At 37.6% G+C, this 16710-nt stretch carries 18 protein-coding genes, 1 pseudogene and 1 riboswitch; of the genes and pseudogenes, 7 read left to right on the forward strand and 12 right to left on the reverse strand.

Annotated features, from left to right (window positions below):
* On the reverse strand, positions 1–524 hold a 524-nt coding region (locus tag DYY66_RS01575), incomplete at both ends, for a hypothetical protein (protein WP_218583564.1).
* 1023 nt (positions 525–1547) lie between these two features.
* On the opposite strand from DYY66_RS01575, the gene DYY66_RS01585 reads away from it, so the two are divergent.
* Complete coding sequence (locus DYY66_RS01585; protein WP_166285623.1) at positions 1548–1823, forward strand: NitrOD5 domain-containing protein; 276 nt, start codon at positions 1548–1550, stop codon at positions 1821–1823.
* Positions 1816–2628: a hypothetical protein gene (locus DYY66_RS01590; protein WP_166285625.1), complete on the forward strand. Its 813-nt coding sequence runs from the start codon at positions 1816–1818 to the stop codon at positions 2626–2628. The genes DYY66_RS01585 and DYY66_RS01590 overlap by 8 nt, the downstream gene beginning before the upstream one ends.
* 5 nt (positions 2629–2633) lie before the next feature.
* On the opposite strand, the gene DYY66_RS13740 is transcribed toward DYY66_RS01590, so the two are convergent.
* The 3 genes from DYY66_RS13740 to DYY66_RS01600 are packed head-to-tail and all read right to left on the reverse strand — an operon-like array spanning position 2634 to position 3245.
* Positions 2634–2765, reverse strand: coding sequence for a hypothetical protein (locus DYY66_RS13740; RefSeq protein WP_255495978.1), 132 nt, complete (start codon positions 2763–2765; stop codon positions 2634–2636).
* On the reverse strand, positions 2762–2941 hold the full coding sequence (locus DYY66_RS01595) for a hypothetical protein (protein ID WP_166285617.1): 180 nt from the start codon (positions 2939–2941) through the stop codon (positions 2762–2764). Before DYY66_RS01595 ends, DYY66_RS13740 begins: the two co-directional genes overlap by 4 nt.
* A gap of 4 nt (positions 2942–2945) precedes the next feature.
* Positions 2946–3245 carry a hypothetical protein gene (locus DYY66_RS01600; protein ID WP_166285627.1) on the reverse strand — a complete coding sequence of 100 codons (300 nt, stop codon included), beginning with the start codon at positions 3243–3245 and terminating at the stop codon, positions 2946–2948.
* A 264-nt stretch (positions 3246–3509) separates the two neighbouring features.
* Between DYY66_RS01600 and DYY66_RS01605 the strand changes: the two genes are divergently transcribed.
* Positions 3510–4319: a class I SAM-dependent methyltransferase gene (locus DYY66_RS01605; protein WP_166285629.1), complete on the forward strand. Its 810-nt coding sequence runs from the start codon at positions 3510–3512 to the stop codon at positions 4317–4319.
* 223 nt (positions 4320–4542) lie between these two features.
* On the opposite strand, the pseudogene DYY66_RS01610 reads toward DYY66_RS01605, so the two are convergent.
* The 7 genes and pseudogenes from DYY66_RS01610 to DYY66_RS01640 form a co-directional block, all read right to left on the reverse strand.
* Positions 4543–4923: pseudogene (locus tag DYY66_RS01610) on the reverse strand (fluoride efflux transporter FluC); the annotation flags it as partial.
* Between the two features lie 136 nt (positions 4924–5059).
* Positions 5060–5138, reverse strand: a riboswitch (Fluoride riboswitch).
* A gap of 149 nt (positions 5139–5287) precedes the next feature.
* The gene (locus tag DYY66_RS01615; protein WP_166285631.1) at positions 5288–6277 is read right to left on the reverse strand and encodes a hypothetical protein; all 990 of its coding nucleotides are present in this window, start codon (positions 6275–6277) and stop codon (positions 5288–5290) included.
* Positions 6274–7824 carry a glycosyltransferase family 2 protein gene (locus DYY66_RS01620; RefSeq protein WP_166285633.1) on the reverse strand — a complete coding sequence of 517 codons (1551 nt, stop codon included), beginning with the start codon at positions 7822–7824 and terminating at the stop codon, positions 6274–6276. Before DYY66_RS01620 ends, DYY66_RS01615 begins: the two co-directional genes overlap by 4 nt.
* A gap of 347 nt (positions 7825–8171) precedes the next feature.
* Complete coding sequence (locus tag DYY66_RS01625; RefSeq protein ID WP_166285635.1) at positions 8172–10220, reverse strand: hypothetical protein; 2049 nt, start codon at positions 10218–10220, stop codon at positions 8172–8174.
* Between the two features lie 2 nt (positions 10221–10222).
* A complete protein-coding gene (gene agl3 / locus DYY66_RS01630) occupies positions 10223–11431 on the reverse strand; it encodes a UDP-sulfoquinovose synthase (protein ID WP_166285637.1) in 1209 nt (402 codons plus the stop codon).
* Positions 11432–11781: 350 nt separating this feature from the next.
* Positions 11782–12081, reverse strand: coding sequence for a protealysin inhibitor emfourin (locus DYY66_RS01635; RefSeq protein ID WP_166285639.1), 300 nt, complete (start codon positions 12079–12081; stop codon positions 11782–11784).
* Positions 12082–12106: 25 nt separating this feature from the next.
* Entirely contained in the window at positions 12107–13123 is a 1017-nt protein-coding gene (locus DYY66_RS01640) for a M4 family metallopeptidase (RefSeq protein WP_166285641.1), read from the reverse strand.
* A gap of 154 nt (positions 13124–13277) precedes the next feature.
* Between DYY66_RS01640 and DYY66_RS01645 the strand changes: the two genes are divergently transcribed.
* Both DYY66_RS01645 and DYY66_RS01655 read left to right on the forward strand, forming a co-directional pair.
* Positions 13278–14411 (forward strand): metallophosphoesterase, encoded by a 1134-nt coding sequence (locus DYY66_RS01645; RefSeq protein WP_166285643.1) that lies wholly within the window; start codon positions 13278–13280, stop codon positions 14409–14411.
* Positions 14412–14879: 468 nt separating this feature from the next.
* Complete coding sequence (locus DYY66_RS01655; protein WP_166285647.1) at positions 14880–15356, forward strand: VOC family protein; 477 nt, start codon at positions 14880–14882, stop codon at positions 15354–15356.
* Positions 15357–15402: 46 nt separating this feature from the next.
* On the opposite strand, the gene DYY66_RS01660 is transcribed toward DYY66_RS01655, so the two are convergent.
* On the reverse strand, positions 15403–15609 hold the full coding sequence (locus tag DYY66_RS01660) for a hypothetical protein (RefSeq protein WP_166285655.1): 207 nt from the start codon (positions 15607–15609) through the stop codon (positions 15403–15405).
* A gap of 104 nt (positions 15610–15713) precedes the next feature.
* Between DYY66_RS01660 and DYY66_RS15680 the strand changes: the two genes are divergently transcribed.
* Positions 15714–15954 (forward strand): GIY-YIG nuclease family protein (locus DYY66_RS15680; RefSeq protein ID WP_394352540.1); only part of this gene is annotated, 241 nt, incomplete at its 3' end.
* Between the two features lie 242 nt (positions 15955–16196).
* Positions 16197–16550, forward strand: a complete 354-nt coding sequence (locus DYY66_RS01670) for a hypothetical protein (RefSeq protein WP_166285651.1) — start codon at positions 16197–16199, stop codon at positions 16548–16550.
* The last annotated feature ends 160 nt before the right edge of the window (positions 16551–16710 follow it).

Below are 16710 nucleotides of genomic sequence, written 5' to 3' on the forward strand. Positions count from 1 at the left end.
GTAAGAAGAAGATCAGCTGCATTTACTGCAGAGATTGCTGTCTGAGATGCAGTGCTTACTGCAGAGTTGGCAGTCTGGGCAGCAGTATTTACTGTTGCAATTGCTTGTGGAGTTGCATTATTCATAGTGGAGGCTGCGTTCTGACCAGAAGTAGAAACTGTTGATGATGATGTTTGGTTTGTTGCGATAACCGCCGTTGTGCCTGTCTGATTAGCCATGATTACTGCGGATGTTGCAGTTGGTGTAACGGTAGTAATGTTTGGATCGTTTGTCTGATTAGCCAAATTTATTTCTGCAAGAGCTGCTTGGGTTGCAGTATTCATTTCTTCAAGTGATGCTAGCGTGGCAGTGTTAATTTCTGCAATGGATGTCGGAGTTGCAATGTTGACTTCGGCTATAGCTGTTTGGTTAGCGGTAGTTATTTCAGAGATAGTTATTGGTGTAGCTGTACCTATTTCCAAGATGGCTGTCTGGTTGACTTGGCCTATTCCAGACAGACCTGTTTGAGCTACAGAATTCTTAGTNTTGCGGAGTGACATTATTCATAGTTGATGCAGCATTCTGGCCAGAAGCAGAAACTGTTGATGAGGATGTCTGGTTTGCTGTGATAACTGCTGTTGTACCTGTTTGGTTGGCTGTGATTACTGCCGAGGTTGCAGTTGGCGTAACAGAGGTAATGTTTGGATCGTNGCTTTCTTTATTTGTGAGATTGCTACTGGAGCAGTAGTTGTTATAGTTGATGTAGCTTTTTGGTTCGCTGTTGTTACAGCAGAGCTGGCGGTTTTACTAGCTGTTACTACGGTTGAAATGGCAGTATTTGAAACAGTAGAGATCGTTGAATCTACCTGGGCAAATGCATCGAATGCAAACATGCCAAGCGATGACAATATGATAAACGAAAATAATCCCGCAAGTATCTGATTTTTAATACCGATTATTTTTCTTGGATTTGATGTCGTAATACCAATACCTCAAATTATTTGAGTTTGCAAACTATATACCAATTGACTAAAATTTCTATAGAATAATCTTAGAGAAAATCTGTTTTAATAATTGTATTAACTAGATCAGTGTATTTCTTGCTATACGTTTTCCTTTTCTGGAAAATAATTTGGTACTGCAGAACTTGGGGACTAATCAGTTAGTTTAGTTCCCACTTGGCAAAAAGTTTGAATCCACATGATGTCAACCATTATGGTTTCAACCTTGAGTATTGAACTAGTATTACAATACCCATCAAAGGTGTATGACTGACTAGAATTCTACACCAATTTTTTAAACGATATTAGTCCAGTACATATAAAATATGAAAAAGTAGATGGTTTAGAATTTTGGTGGCGGCGGTGTTTGTCCGGTGTAATCTCCTACACAAATGCAGTATANCCACGTTGATTTTATCATCAACTAACTATCTTTTAATAAATTAAACAACTATGCTATCATGAACATAGAATAATTTTCCCGCAGTAAGACTTGAAAAATGCCTTCATATCATGATATGATTTATCAAACAGTCCAAAATAACGTGTCAGATAGGAGAAAATATCATGATAGAGGCAAGAAAGGCGCTAGTGGTAATGGCAATAGAAAAGACGCTGTTAGAAATTGGCAGGCCAACATACCATGAAGTATTGGCAAAGCTCAAAAAAGATTACAATTGTTATCTGTCAGATTGCTATGAAAACCCAGAGTACTTGTCAAATGTATTAAAAGAACTGTACGGTCAAAGCCGTCTTGCAATAATTGCATCCATCAAAAAATACTTGGATGAGTTGAGCGCGCAAGAAGATATTGCAAATTTTATCATCAAAATAAGTGAGTAAAATGCAGACAAGGCTTGAAAAGATATTATCACAGAGATTCTTGCTCTTTTCACTAGTATCTACAGGACTTGCAATTGTAATTGCAGAATATATCGGAAAGGAGACTGCAATTGTGTTTACAAACTGGATCTTTGTACCAATACCTGGTGCAATGCTTGTTTTAGCAATAATATCAGCAAAAAAACATGGCAAAACTGGAGACCATGGCAAAGCATGGATTGTATTTGCAGTATTTGCAGCATCCTGGTTTATTGCAGAACAGGTATGGCTTGTTGAAGAGTTGTTCTATCACCAAAAACCATTTCCATCAGGGGCAGACTTTTTCTACATTGCAGGATATCCAGCTTACTTTATCTTTGCAATGCTATACCTGAAACCTTTCAAAAATATGATAACAAAAAAACTGATAGTATTTGCATCCCTTGTTGCTGTTGCAGTACTCATACCTAGCATGTATTGGACACTTGAGGGCAGTACTGATGAGGACCAGTTTTCAATCATCCTAGGAGCCATTTATCCGGTATGTGATTCAATAGTCCTGATACCTGCAGTCATTGGAATGAGGTTATTTTTTGGAGGACAAGTCAACTTTCTTTGGGCTCTCATGCTTGTCGGCATACTAGTAGAGGTAATAGCTGATACAGGTTTCCAATATTTCTCACTTGATAATTCCATGTATACTGGACATCCGGTGGACATTCTATTTTTGTGGTCGTACATATTTCTCGCTTTTGGAATCTATGACAACATCAAGGTATTCAACAGCAAGATGAATGCTTACAAGAATAAAGAAGAACTCAGATAGAAAAATTAGATTCTAAGATCATCCGAGTTATCAATGGACACGCTCTGTTCTTTTCTTCTTTTGATATACAGACTGATTCCGCCTGCAATCATGGTACCAAACAAGATAATGCCTGTGACAATCCATTCTAGATTCATAGTGACTTGAATTTTTTGATTGCTTCTCTTGTCAGTCTCTCTTTTTCTTCTTCAGAGATTATGGTAGGATCTGCAGAGGCCAAAACCTTGTTGTATTCATCTTCAGTGTTTGACTTCATTTTCTTTTTTTCTTCCATGGTATTACCGCCAAAGCCTTTCTCTATTATATTTATCAAGGAATCATTCCATCTTGGACTCGTCTGAAACAAAATGCTTCATTAATGATATGATATACGAGGATGTCCGGATGTTCTCATGTGAGTAATTTGTATGAACGAACCGCATCTTTTCATGCATAGATAGTGCCTTTGTCCATATCTGTCTCATGGTAGACCTCTCAATTGGCCATATGGAGTCACTTGTTGTGACCAATATTCTTCCCCCAGAATATTTGGCAGAAAATGACTTGGTCTGGGTTGCAAACTGCTTTGGCTCGGCAAGATTTTGTCCCATCATACCCCAAAACTCGTCAAACTTCATTGCATTGTATTAAACAATCTTTGATTTAACTGGTTTTACTCGGTGATTTTATTATTGCAGCAAAAACATGTGTAGACTGTCTTTGATTCTTTGATGGATTTATCCATTGGCGAGCCGCATTTTGGACATTCCATAGAATAGTATTGCCCCATTTCAATAATAAGATAACAATTATCGTAATATATTCAAAATTTATTTTTCAGAATTTCATGATTTTTATTTCTTTTGGGCAACACTTTAAAATTATAAAATCCCAAATAATTAATGGGAACAAAATCAAGTAAGAAAAATTCAGTTCTAAATAAAATGCATGATCATTTTCTACACATTGCTCCACAGTATCGCCAGTTACGAACAACAGATCTTGGGCCCATATTGTTTATCACAAACAAGCTGCAAGACCTTCCAAAGGTACATGCTGCAGACATTGGGTGCGGAGCAGGAAGATACAGCCTGAAATTTGTCCAGCACTTGGGTGAAAAATGCCATCTTTTCTGTCTTGACAACAACAGAGAGATGCTAAGGTACCTAAGGGAGCACTTTGCAAAAAATAGTATCACAAATTTTACTCCGATACGAAGTGATTCACACAAGATACCGTTACAGACAGACTCGCTTGACTGTGTCATGTCGTTTAACGCAATACACCACTTTTCACTACCAGACTTTTTAAGAGAGTCTTCACGAGTGCTCAAAAACAACGGTAAGCTCTTCGTATACACCAGATTACGAGAGCAAAACGCCAAGACTATCTGGGGAATGCATTTTCCATCATTTAACAAAAAAGAAGATAGATTGTACGAACTTGATGAGCTAAAGTCAGCATTTGAAAAGGACCCAAACTTGAACATCGACTCTGTCAAGTTCTTTGAGCATTACAGAGTGTATCCACTAGAGAAACTAGTAGAACAGGTAAAAAACCACCACTATTCGACTTTCAAGTTTTACAAAAAACAAGAATTCAAAGAAGCATTACACAAGTTTGTACAAAACATTTTGAACCATTATGATGATCTGGACAAGATAACATGGAAGGACCAGAACACATTGCTAGTGGTAGAAAACAAACAGTAGACAATATTATTTAGATTCTTTTCTTTTTTGTTTGCATGCAGGACAGATTGGTCCATAATCTCGGCCCTTGCTGAATATGACTTTTTTACAGTCAAGACAGTAGTAGACAGGCATTAGTTTCCTCTCCACAATGCATTAAGTCTCATCTCAACCCTCCAAGTATCACACTTGTCAATGCCCTTCCTCCAAATATTGCACCAAGTGACAGTCCAACATTTGCAANCAATGCTCCAAGTATCACGCTTGTTAACGCCCTCCCTCCAAATATTGCACCAAGTGACAGTCCAACATTTGCAATCACATTAATCGCCACTAGAGAATATTGCTTGCCATCTATTAGATTTGCGGAGTCTAATGCAAAAGAAGACATGGTTGTAAGCCCCCCACAAAATCCTATTGCAATTAACATTGCATATTTTTGGTCAAGACTCCATTGCTGTGAGAGTATTGCAAAGACTCCAAGGATGAAACTTCCAACAACGTTTACAATCAAGACATTGACAGGAAGCGCACCAAGCACTAGCTGTGATTTTGTCATGCCATATCTCAGAAATACTCCTCCCAGTCCTCCCACTGCAAGAAAAATAATTTCTAATAGTTTCATTTCACTCTGTTTCCATTCATTGTATCACCATTGGATAAATTAATTTGAAATTTATTACAGAGTATGATATTGTCATCCCCTGACCAAGTTTTTCTTTTTGTGATTTTTGTTTTCATTTGTCTACCCATCTAATTTCCATTAGGTAGACATTATCAGCACCTTTCTTGGGCGGTTTAGGAGTTTATTCCAAGGCTAATGTCATAGCCTTTCTTCATTTTGTGTGTAACCACTTTTAAGGCTTTTTACTAGCATGTAAGAAAAATCACTAGACAATAAGAATGCGAACGTTACCCCATTACCATAATTGTACAATAACAACACCGCAGTCTATCTTATCACGTTAAACTATTGAAAAGACACCAACTTATCTATGCAATAGACTAAAGAATTGTTCAAGATCTGAAGTTTGAATAGCCTGATACCATATTAGAAAAGCATTCACTTGAGAATTTTTTATTGCATTTATTGCGTTTACATTTTCTTGAACTGTTCCCCTCACTTGTGATATTGATAATTGAGCAAAAATCAAAGGTTTGTTTCCTGTTCCGTTATCATATGTATGTGAGATGTAACTTTGCATCATGGAATGGTTTTGTAAAAATGCCTGTATCTGCATATCTATCACATCCATGTGTTTTGCTGCTAACCTCCAATCCCAATTATCAGAGTGCAGCTCCCCATAAGGCAGTGTAACCATCAGTTTTGCATTACTACCTGTATTCTTGTTATATTGCATCACTGCAGATCTTGCTTGATCAAAATATTCAATGGATTTTGACTCGTTTGTTGTAAACTCTGGTGAATAATTATCACCTTTCTCATAATCATAAACAACAAAATCTATACCACGAGGCAGTTTTGGCACAGTTGTAACTATATCACTTATCGCATAGTAGAAAATAGCAGAATTTACATGAACTCCCGAATCAAATAATGGCCTAGACTGTTCAACTTTTTGAATAACCGTAAGTGCTTCTGATGGATTACCACGTATGAGTAGATAGTCTCCATTTTCTAGATTTTTTTCAAAAACACTGAGATTATCAATATAATATTGACCGTATATGCGAAGGAAAAATGCCAGATGAGTGTTTGATTTTGCATTTGAAACAGGGTCAACACTAGTCAGATTTGTATCAGGTTTTGCGTGTGATATGTAATTAGCACTAATTAACGACATGCTGGGTTTTACATTTGATGTGTGATTAACATCAGTTGCAGCAGTATTGAGTTTTGTATTTAATGTAATTGGTTTATTTGTAATTTGTAAACCAAATATCAATAAAACAACAATTCCAAATATCATCAAGAGTTTCACAGGAGTTAGTTTACGAGATATTCCATTGGATGTCATACAGAACCGGCTCCTTCCTTGATCTTTCGTCGTAAAGAAGTGGTCAATTCCTTTGTGTGTTGTGTTTTCCATTTTGATGTAACAGACAAAAGAATTTCTATTCCTTCAGTTTCGATAAATATCGAATAGATAAAACTGTACAAGCGCATCATTGGAATATATTTGATGATATACAATTTTTTGAATTTGTAGAGAAAATAAACATAGACAATACTTTGTAGTCCATAGATTATCAATTCAATTGCAAGTAATCCAACTGATATTCCCACAAGTGATGTAAGAGCCAGAACAGAGCTGTTGTATCCTGTAAGAAATGTAGCAATTAGAAACGGCAAGAACAAAGCATTAGCGTACCCCAAGCCATGCTCCACTATATTTAGTGAGTACATCACAGATATTGGTCCATTGAAATCTTTGATTACATCCAAATGTGCAGAACGCGCATGATAGAAAGACATACTCCACCTGAGACGTTGTTCTCTTAGATCTCTCAGATTTGACGGAATGTCTGAGAATACGACTGCGTGCTGCTCATACTCATTACGGTATCCGCATCTAGCAAGCTTAACAGCAATATCGCTATCTTCTCCTAGTATATCGTCTGCCCATCCCCCAACTTGTATCAGAGCATCTTTTCTAAAGACGGAAAAGGCGCCAGGCTGAACAAGTACTGAATCAATCAATTCCCATCCTCTTTTGTAAAATGTAAGCAACGCATAATGCAGAATCCAGATCTTTTGGATCCAACTTTTCTCTTCCAGTGGCAATATCATACCAGACACAGAGCCTACAAGCGGATCTTTAAAGTGGTTCATGACTCTGGGTATGGCACTTTCATCGATGAACGAGTCTGTATCTATTCTAAAGATAACGTCTCCTGAAACTCTATTCAATCCATATTGAAGTGCAACCCCCTTTCCTGAGTTTGGAATGTTGTAGACTTTGCCACTCGCATTTTTCAGATTAAGTATTGCCGCAGACGCTATTTTCCTTGTGGCATCAGTGGAGCCATCGTTAACTACAATTATTTCTGTACTACCATGATATTTTTCTGCAGCCTTGTCAATGCTTTCAATACATCTTTGGATGTGTTTTTCTTCATTGTACGAAGGTAAGAGAAATGATAGACATGTTTTATCAGAATCTATGTTACGGTGTAGTGTATGAGATTTCACCCAACCAGGAGTCTTTAGTTCATAAATAAAATATGCCAGATAATATCTGAAAAACAATATAGTAGACAAGTTTAATGCAAGATATGCTGTGACTGGAGAATTGTTTTGTAGATTCAAGACATTGATTATAAAATATACTAATAATGATGCCCCAGACAACAGAGTTATCAGAATAAGATATTCATCAATGTAGCTTCTGTTTATTGATGCGGTGATTTTTGTTCTTTCCGGTAGTTTAATGGTAGAGAAAAGTGATAATTCTATGAACAGACTGCCTACTATTCCAGTAAGAATCGTGCTTGCTTGCAAAAATGCCATGTTAGATGTAAAGTTAAGGGCAAGTAGAAGAATGATTATTGAAAATTGTGTCACAAGAAATGCGCCAAAACATAAAAGTCCATAGAAAAGAATCTTCATTCTAGTTTCAAAAGTAGATCTCGTACATGTAGCAAGCGAAAGAAAAAAGATCAAAAATAATGTTTGTGTCTGAATTGGTGTAGAAAATTTTATTGGTGAATATATGTTCCCCGTAACAACCAGATTACCATCTACATATGCAGACACGTGGATAAGATTAAGCAATGTTGACAAAACCTGAGTCTCTAGTGTTTGAGCATATGGATTACCCAACAAAAGACAAGAAAAAAATATCCCCGCAATACTGAAACGAATTGGAAAATAACGCAGTATGCGACTAGTATATTTTACATAAGATTTGATCATCTGCCATCACCATCATCAATATCTTTACGCGGTTCTTCTGAGATGATCTTTGGCGTATTGCGTCTTTTTTCATTTTTCTTTTCAGCACTGATGTCTTCCAGCATCGTATTCTCAGAAAATTCTAAATCTCCAGTCCTTGGAATGTCACGAAGTGAAGACATCTCAATCATTTTGAGTCGTTCTTTTCTTTTCTTGACAAAAACACCTAATCCAATTGCTGCAGACAACAAAACAATTACGTATGTAATTGGAATGCCATCATAATAGAGCAGGTAAGACGGACCAGCTGTAACATGATATGGAACTATAACATTTTGTACAAAGGCATTAGATGAACTAGTAGAGTTTTGTGACCAGTTTATCTCAACAGTGGTGGATTGATCTCCTGGTACAAGTTGTGGCTCTAGATTGACCATAAATGTTGTAACAAAGGTTTGGCCAGGCAACACTGTACCAATATTTTCTACGTTACCAACACTTGTTATGGTGTCACTTTTTACTCCAGGCACAGAGTTACCCGACAATAATGTGGTAGTTATTGTCTGAGCTGCACTAGTGCCGACATTTTTCATCATAATCTTAAACGGTACATTGGCTACACCAGGATACAATTGTGAGGTATCAGTAGACACTAACTGAAATTGCGCTTTTGGTGCAATAATGAAATTCACATTTAATGGAGTTTCTTGTCCACCAGTCTTGACAGTTGCTGAAAGTGGATAATCTCCAGATGCTGCCATGTTATTCACATTAACAAAAAACGATGCAGTTGCAGTTTGGAATGTACTGAGTTTTCCAAAATATGCAGACGTTGCACCGCCCCATGCCGGAGATAACCCATTAGGTAGATTCAGCGTTATATACACATCATTTGCTTCTAGACCAGCATTGAATATCTGAACATCAATTTTATCAGAAATATCTCCTGCATATGACAGTGGAGGAGTAACTGTTACTGCATTTATTTTAAAATCAGGATGATTCCCAAGTTGTAATCCTGTTTGATATGTTTCTTCATAAGAATTTCCATCAGAGTCATATTTTACAACAATTGGAATTTGTAATGCCAGCGTTTCATTTGAAGTGTTGATTTGAAGTGTCAATGTTTTCTTGTCATTTTTTACTAAGTCACCTACCCAAAGTGGAGTATTGGAAGAAATGTACCCACCGCCTGATGCAGAGACAATTTGCAAATTATGTATATCTTGTACACCATTGTTTGCAATATCCAAAACTATAGGATTAATTGAATTTGGCCTTAATGTTGTGGATTGAGCCGCAAGCGACAATAATGCTCCAGTAGCTGCAGGTTTTGTTCCCACATTAACTACAGTTGAATCAGAGTTTGAGCCTGCGTTTGTAGATGAATAGTTGAATGAAATTATGTGAGAGCCTGCATTTTCTGCCTTCAGGTTCCATTTCAAAGTCACTTCTTGACCAGGACTAAGTGAAGAGACTGACTGGGTAACATCATCTAAAAGCTGTAATCCTTCAGGCACAAAGATCTGTGCTAATACGTTAGTGTCAGTAACTATCCCTGAATTTTTGAGTTTTATGGACGCAGTAAAATTATCATTTGCAAAGAGACTTCCAGGGACAGACATTCCACTCAGTACAAGGCTGTGTGGAGACCCAACGTTAACTGAAATATTAAACGTCTCAACATCAGAAGGAAAATTAGAGCGTGCAGAAATCGTTATTGGATATGAACCAGTATCGCTTGCAAGCAGCGTCCAAGATGCGCGCTCTGTGTTTCCCTGGGAAGTAAATGCTAGACTTGCAACAATCGGACTTACTACACTCATTCCTTGCGGTGCTGTGATGTAAACAATCAGATCACTCCAGTTTATGCTTTGAGATTGTACATCAGCATATATTGTGAAAGGTTTGTTTGGTACAGGATTTGCATCAACATGTACATTTGTAAAAAAAATGTTTGGTGTTGGTACTGCATCCATTTTTGTTTGAGCAAATGCGTGATTTTGTAAATCAAAAACAAAACCAGTAGACAAGAGTAAAGAAATTACAATCCAATGTTTCCACATAATTAGTCCATAGGTAGAATTAATGGATTCACAACTCTTTGTTTTATCATGTCTGAGCCATCACGCCATTTCACCAACTTTGTCATTTGGTCTTTCTTTGCGCGTATCCTATCCTCATGTATTATGAGATCATCTAACATGATGTTGATTTCATCATCAATGTGTCGCGTTGCTTTAAAGCCCAGTTTTTTTAGCTGTTCGTGATCAGCCTTGTAATAGTGTTCTTCTTTTTCAACACGAGGGTTTTCAAATCTTTGTACCTGTGCATCAAGTCCCTTTTTATCTGCAATTCTTTTTACTCGTTCTGCTAGGTCACTTACCTGATACTGTTGATCAAACTGGTTGACAACTCTATATTCTCCGGTCTCAGGGGGATTCGCTATTAGAATGGACATGCATTGTACCGAGTCTTCAAGAGCAAGAAATCCACGTGTTTGACCACCCTTCCCATATACAGTAAGTGGATGTCCTATCACAGCTTGTGCGCAATATCGGTTTATCACAGTTCCAAAGATTTCGTCAAAATCAAACCTAGTGTGCTTGCTTGGGTCTGTAATTTGGCTTGTCCTTGTTCCATAGACAACACCTTGCATGATATCAGTAGATCTTAGACCCCACAATTTGCATGCAAATGCAACATTGTTGCTGTCATGTACCTTGCTCCAGTGATACCAACTTCCAGCAAATCTTGGATATGGGATAGTTGCTTTTTTGCCTCTAAACTCTACTTCCATGAATCCCTCTGTTATTTCCAAGTCAGGAGTACCATACTCGCCCATTGTTCCAAGCTTGATAAGATGCGATTTTGGAGCATGGTTTCGCATAGCAAATAGAACGTTCAGAGTTCCAAGAACGTTGTTGCTTTGAGTATAAAGCGTGTGAGATTGATCAATCATGCTATATGGTGCAGATGGCTGTTCAGCAAGATGCACTATGGCATCAGGTTTGAATTTTTTAATTACATCACTTGCAAAGTTTGAATCTACAAGATCTCCTGCATAGAAACTAATCTTGTCTCCATATTCTTGCTGAAGTATGCTTATTCTTTTTTCAATAGGCAATATTGGTATTGCAGACCAAGAGCCTATCTCCTCAACAGATTTTCTGCGAGAAAAGTTGTCGATACCACATACCTCATTGCCAAGAGATAGTTGGCGTAGCGCAAGCGACCATCCAATATAGCCATCTAAACCAAGTATGAGTACTTTCAATTTAATCCACCAAGAAGAATTGTCATAGACGGCTTTTTTACAATTGAGTGTGCCCTTGTTAGTTTTGATATCATGAGAGATAACAAAAATTGCTGTGTTTAAAGAGTTGCGTAGGATTGCTACTAAATAACACAATTGGATTTGCGATCAAATTTTTTGTGAAATTTTATTTGAAGTGTAGCAAGTAATTTTTCTTAAAGACAAATTATTTTAGAACTTGACGCTTCAAGTATATTTTATTTAGCTCTCTAAATTCCTAGCCAATACAAGTAAATTGTGTAAAGATCACATGTAAGATGGAACCATAAAACAGTTCCATTAAATCATCATTGTAATATTGTAGAAATATCTTATTTTTTTAGTGCCTTGTCAGACAAGAAATTAACAAAGTTTTCAAATTCAGGAGTCATTGACATGTCGGTTGTCTCAACAGTATGTTTGCCATCTTTTGATTCAATCGTAATCTTGTAATGGAAAAGATCTGCTGCACCGCTTTTGGATTCCAGTTTGGAAGGCAGGTTAAAGAAATTCATATTGTCGCACATGTTACAGAGTTGCTCAGATTCATTTGGTGGTAATGTGTCGGTGTCAAGAGATGCAGATGTTTTGATTCCCGCAAATCCTCCAGTACGCTCAAAGTATATCTTCACACACATACATACGTGCCTTTGGCAATTATTTCTTTATCGTTATCCCCACGCCATTCCAGCCTTTTCTCACAGATTCTTGCTCAGAACTATTGTTTCCAAACAAGTTTCCCGCTGCTTCAAATGTACATGCTGCCATGTCTTCAAAATCAGAGTTTTTTGCGAGCAAGTCAAGTGTTTTGTACCAAATCATGCCAGACTTTTCCCACGAATACCCTCCAATATCAGCTGCTATCAGGTAAAAGGCATGGTTTGGTATTCCAGAGTTTATGTGGACTCCACCATTGTCTTCCGTAGTATCATTGTAATCACTCATAGTTGCAGGCTGTGGGTCTTTTCCGATCAGTGGATCGTCGTATGCAGTTCCAGGGGCCTTCATGGAACGCAGTGCTACACCGTGTATCTTGGGCGTGAAGAGACCTTGGCCTATAAGCCAGTCTGCCTGTTTAGCATTTTGTTTGAGAGAATACTGCTTTACAATAGAACCAAATACATCTGAAATGTGCTCATTTAGAGCACCAGACTGGTCTTGGTATTCTAATTTTGCAGTATATTGTGTCACACCATGTGTAAGCTCATGACCTATCACATCGATTGCTTTTGTAAACCGGTTGAATATTTTCCCATCGCCATCTCCGTAAACCATTTGAGCGCCATTCCAGAATGCGTTGTCATATTTTTCACTAAAATGCACACTGGAATCCAATGTTAATCCTTTATCATCAACAGAGTTTCTTCCATAGACATTTTTATAGAGATCATATGTCCAGCCTGCACCATCATATGCTTCATCAGCTGCAGGATCATTTACAGAAGAACCACCCTCTACTCTTACCAATACGCCTGGAAGAGTACTCTTATTTTTTGCATCATAGATTCTTCGTTCTTTTTGTTCAGATACAGACACCATAGTATCAACAAAGGTTTGTCTTTGCATTCTGACTTGTTCTGATAAAGTGATTGTGTTAATTGCCCATTTTTTTAGTCCCGCGTCTCCACGATTTACTATTTCACGCAAAAGATGAGGTGGAACAATGCCCAACATTTCTTCACATCATGTTAGCTTTTCGCATAAAAAAGACATACGTATGATAAAGTCACAAGATTTTAAGCGAAGATCAATACAGAATAATTCTCTTTTATTTATGACGTACAATTAAAACAATATACTTAATACAAAATTTACAAAACATACACGCATGGATTCACAGCAGTCAAAACAGGGATCCGGTACAATTCAATCAATTACAAAGCACAAAGCATTAGGAAATCAAAAATTCAAACCCCTTCCTAAACCTACAGGTCTTCCCCCTTATCACATCAAACTTGAGGACATTCTTTCCTCAGATGATATCAATAAAATAAAGGATGCAAACAAAATTTTGTTCCATGTTGCAGGAGACACTGGAGGCGTCAAGTATCCCATACCTCAACAGATTGTTGAAATGGCGATGGAGTCAGATCTGGCAGGCCAGGACAAGCCAGTCTTTTTCTACCACCTAGGAGACGTGGTATACTATTTTGGTCAGGCAAGCGAGTATTATCCCCAGTTCTACGAGCCATATGCCAAGTACCAGGCCCCAATATTTGCAATACCTGGAAATCATGATGGAGATGTATCACCTGGAGACACAACACCTTCACTTGATGCCTTTGTTAGGAATTTTTGTGCAAAAAAATCAATAATTGTACCTGATTCAGTTGAGGTAGACAGGCCCGCTATGACACAGCCAAATGTGTACTTTACACTAGAAGTTCCATTTGCAACCATAATTGGGCTATATTCTAATGTGCCAGAAGGAGGAGTATTTGACGACACTCAGATCAAGTGGTTCAAAGACGAGCTAAGTAATGCCCCAAAAGACAAGGCACTCATTGTCACCGTACACCACCCTGCATATTCTGCTGACATGTATCACAGCGGAAGCAAGGTCATAGAAGAGACATTTGATAATGCATTTTCAGAATCAGGGCGCTTTGCAGATGTAGTTCTTACGGGTCATGTTCATAATTACCAGAGATTTACAAGAACTATTGGTAACAGAGATGTACCTTATCTTGTAGTCGGAGCAGGAGGATATTGGCATCTTCATTACATGCAAAAGCAACCAAATGGAGAACCACTTCAGGTACCATATGCTATGCCAGACAGCAATACAATACTTGAAAATTATTGCGAAAACAAACACGGCTACTTGATAATGCAGGTTACGCAAGACTCGCTAAGCGGTACATACTATACAGTTCCAAGACCACATGAATCATGGAGAGCCAAGTCAGAAGTATTTGATTCCTTTACACTAGATCTTGGTACACATAGGTTAAGAAAATGACAAAGAAAAAAATCAAGAAAATTGAATTGGTATTTCCAAAGATTAGTGGTGATATACAGCAGCAGATGTTTTTGCCACAGAAAGATACAATGAAGGAATTTGTTGNCGAATTGGTCTTCCCAAAAATTGGTGAGGACATACAACAGCATATGTTTTTGCCACAGAAAGATACAATGAAGGAATTTGTTGCAACAATAGATGACATCAAGGATTGGTTCAAGTCATATGACATTGCTTCAATTGATCTATGGATAAGCGGAGCAGTTCAAACACAAGGCATATTGAAATTGATTCTGAGTGCAAGTGGTCAAGGCGGGGTTATGATAACTCTAAAGCCAAAAACAAAGTAAATCCAGTTGAAAAGGCTAGTTTTTTCAAGATACTTTCTTCTTCTATGAAAATATAATATGATTAGTAATTCCATGTCAAAACAGTTAAAATTATCTTCATAGTACACAAAGGCATAACTTGACCAAGCCCATTCCAGAAGGATATCATACAGTAACACCGACTCTCACAGTGCGTGGAGCTGCAAATGCAATTGAGTTTTATAAAAAGGCATTTGGCGCTCAAGAGATCAATAGATTTCCAGGACCAGATGGAAAAAGTATCATGCATGCTGAAATCAAGATAGGGGATTCCAGAATTATGCTAAATGATGAACATCCACAAATGGGATGCATGTCACCTCAATCAGTAGGAGGAGCAAGTAGTGGAATTTTCTTGTATGTTGAAAATACAGACGATGTGTTCAACAGAGCAATTTCTGCAGGAGCAAAATCACAAATGGCTCCAATGGATGCGTTTTGGGGAGATAGATTTGGATCAATTGTGGATCCCTTTGGACATGTTTGGGCTATTGCAACTCGCAAAAAAGACATGACTCCTGACGAACTCAAACAAGCAGGAGAAAAATTCATGAAAGAAATGAAAGAAACTCACTGAGTTTTTGATCTTGTGTTCTGTATAAAATTATAATTTCTACAAAAAATTAGGCAACAGTGGAATCCACGGGTACCAGACTTTTTGGATTTTTGTTAAACTTACTCACAATGTATTGCACTTTATCATCTCCTTCTGGCATTGGATTTGCACATTTGCCACATTTTGGTAAAACGACTACTGCATCATAGTCAATCTCGCCTATGAACCTGTCACACTGGGAACAGTGGACTGACTTTTTATCATATATGTTCATGGTGTCATATATCGCGTCCGACACTAATAAGGGTGACAGACATTGTCATCAAAATACAAAATGTTGACCTAACCTGTTAAATGTCAGGCACGAAAACATACGTCATGTCATATTCTGACTGGGTACCATTTAACAAGGAAACCATAAGCAATGCACCAATCAAGGCAGGAGTGTATTTTCTTGGATCAGAACATGAAACCACATACATTGGCGCAAGCAATAACATCCAGCAAAGACTAAGAGAACATCTGAATTCAACCGATTCATGCATCAAGGGTACAGTATCATTTTGTTATCATGAGACTTTATTCCCAGAGGCCGAAGAAGAAAAACAGTTGACAGCATNAGATTCATGTATCAAAAATACCGTATCATTTTGCTATCACGAGACTTTATTCCCAGAAGCCGAAGAAGAAAAACAGTTGACAGCATTCCAGTATGAACATGGAAGACTGCCAAAGTGCAACAAATCAAAATAAAATTAAATTCTAGTCACAGTACATAGTCCAACCAAATAGACGCGTTCTATTATCAATTATACAAAACCAAGATCCATCTTAAAATACAATTTACACGTAAGTATACATGTGCAAGGTTCAAGTGCTCTAGACAAGTATGATTTGAGAAAATCTCACCAGGCATTAAAGATGCTCCTAATTGATAGAAGTAATGAATTTCGACTATTTGCTCAAGGCATCGGATATCCAATCAATACAAACAACTGGGAATTAATAGTCTTGAATTTTTGCCTTGATTTTGTAGATTGCTTTAATGCCATGTCTGGCGAGGATGCCCTTGATCATAACCAGATTCACAAATGTATGACACTAGTCAGACAAATTGCAAGAGGCAAATCAAACATGACTGAAATGACACATATTGAAAATACTGCATACCTAATTGCAGAAGATTTCAAGTCAATTTACAAAAGAATGGAATGAGATCCGGATAGCAATACAATAGGAACTATCCAGTAATCCTCAGACTACATTTTCACTGATCCGGCATAGGCGCGTCAGTGAGTAATTCCTTTGGTTGCTACCCGGGTAGATATACACATTGATAAAATAAAAAGATGATCGTTTTGGGTTCTGTCAACTT

Origin of the sequence: Candidatus Nitrosotalea sp. FS, assembly GCF_011319475.1 — an archaeon.
In the GTDB taxonomy this organism is placed as follows: Archaea; Thermoproteota; Nitrososphaeria; order Nitrososphaerales; family Nitrosopumilaceae; genus Nitrosotalea.

What these genes read in the sequence shown, in the direction of transcription:
- DYY66_RS01585 (WP_166285623.1), top strand. Translation starts at nt 1,548, where the DNA reads ATGATAGAGGCAAGAAAGGCGCTAGTGGTAATGGCAATAGAAAAGACG.
- DYY66_RS13740 (WP_255495978.1), bottom strand. Translation starts at nt 2,765, where the DNA reads ATGAATCTAGAATGGATTGTCACAGGCATTATCTTGTTTGGTACCATG.
- DYY66_RS01600 (WP_166285627.1), bottom strand. Translation starts at nt 3,245, where the DNA reads ATGAAGTTTGACGAGTTTTGGGGTATGATGGGACAAAATCTTGCCGAG.
- DYY66_RS01605 (WP_166285629.1), top strand. Translation starts at nt 3,510, where the DNA reads ATGGGAACAAAATCAAGTAAGAAAAATTCAGTTCTAAATAAAATGCAT.
- DYY66_RS01615 (WP_166285631.1), bottom strand. Translation starts at nt 6,277, where the DNA reads ATGACATCCAATGGAATATCTCGTAAACTAACTCCTGTGAAACTCTTG.
- DYY66_RS01625 (WP_166285635.1), bottom strand. Translation starts at nt 10,220, where the DNA reads ATGTGGAAACATTGGATTGTAATTTCTTTACTCTTGTCTACTGGTTTT.
- DYY66_RS01640 (WP_166285641.1), bottom strand. Translation starts at nt 13,123, where the DNA reads ATGTTGGGCATTGTTCCACCTCATCTTTTGCGTGAAATAGTAAATCGT.
- DYY66_RS01645 (WP_166285643.1), top strand. Translation starts at nt 13,278, where the DNA reads ATGGATTCACAGCAGTCAAAACAGGGATCCGGTACAATTCAATCAATT.
- DYY66_RS01660 (WP_166285655.1), bottom strand. Translation starts at nt 15,609, where the DNA reads ATGAACATATATGATAAAAAGTCAGTCCACTGTTCCCAGTGTGACAGG.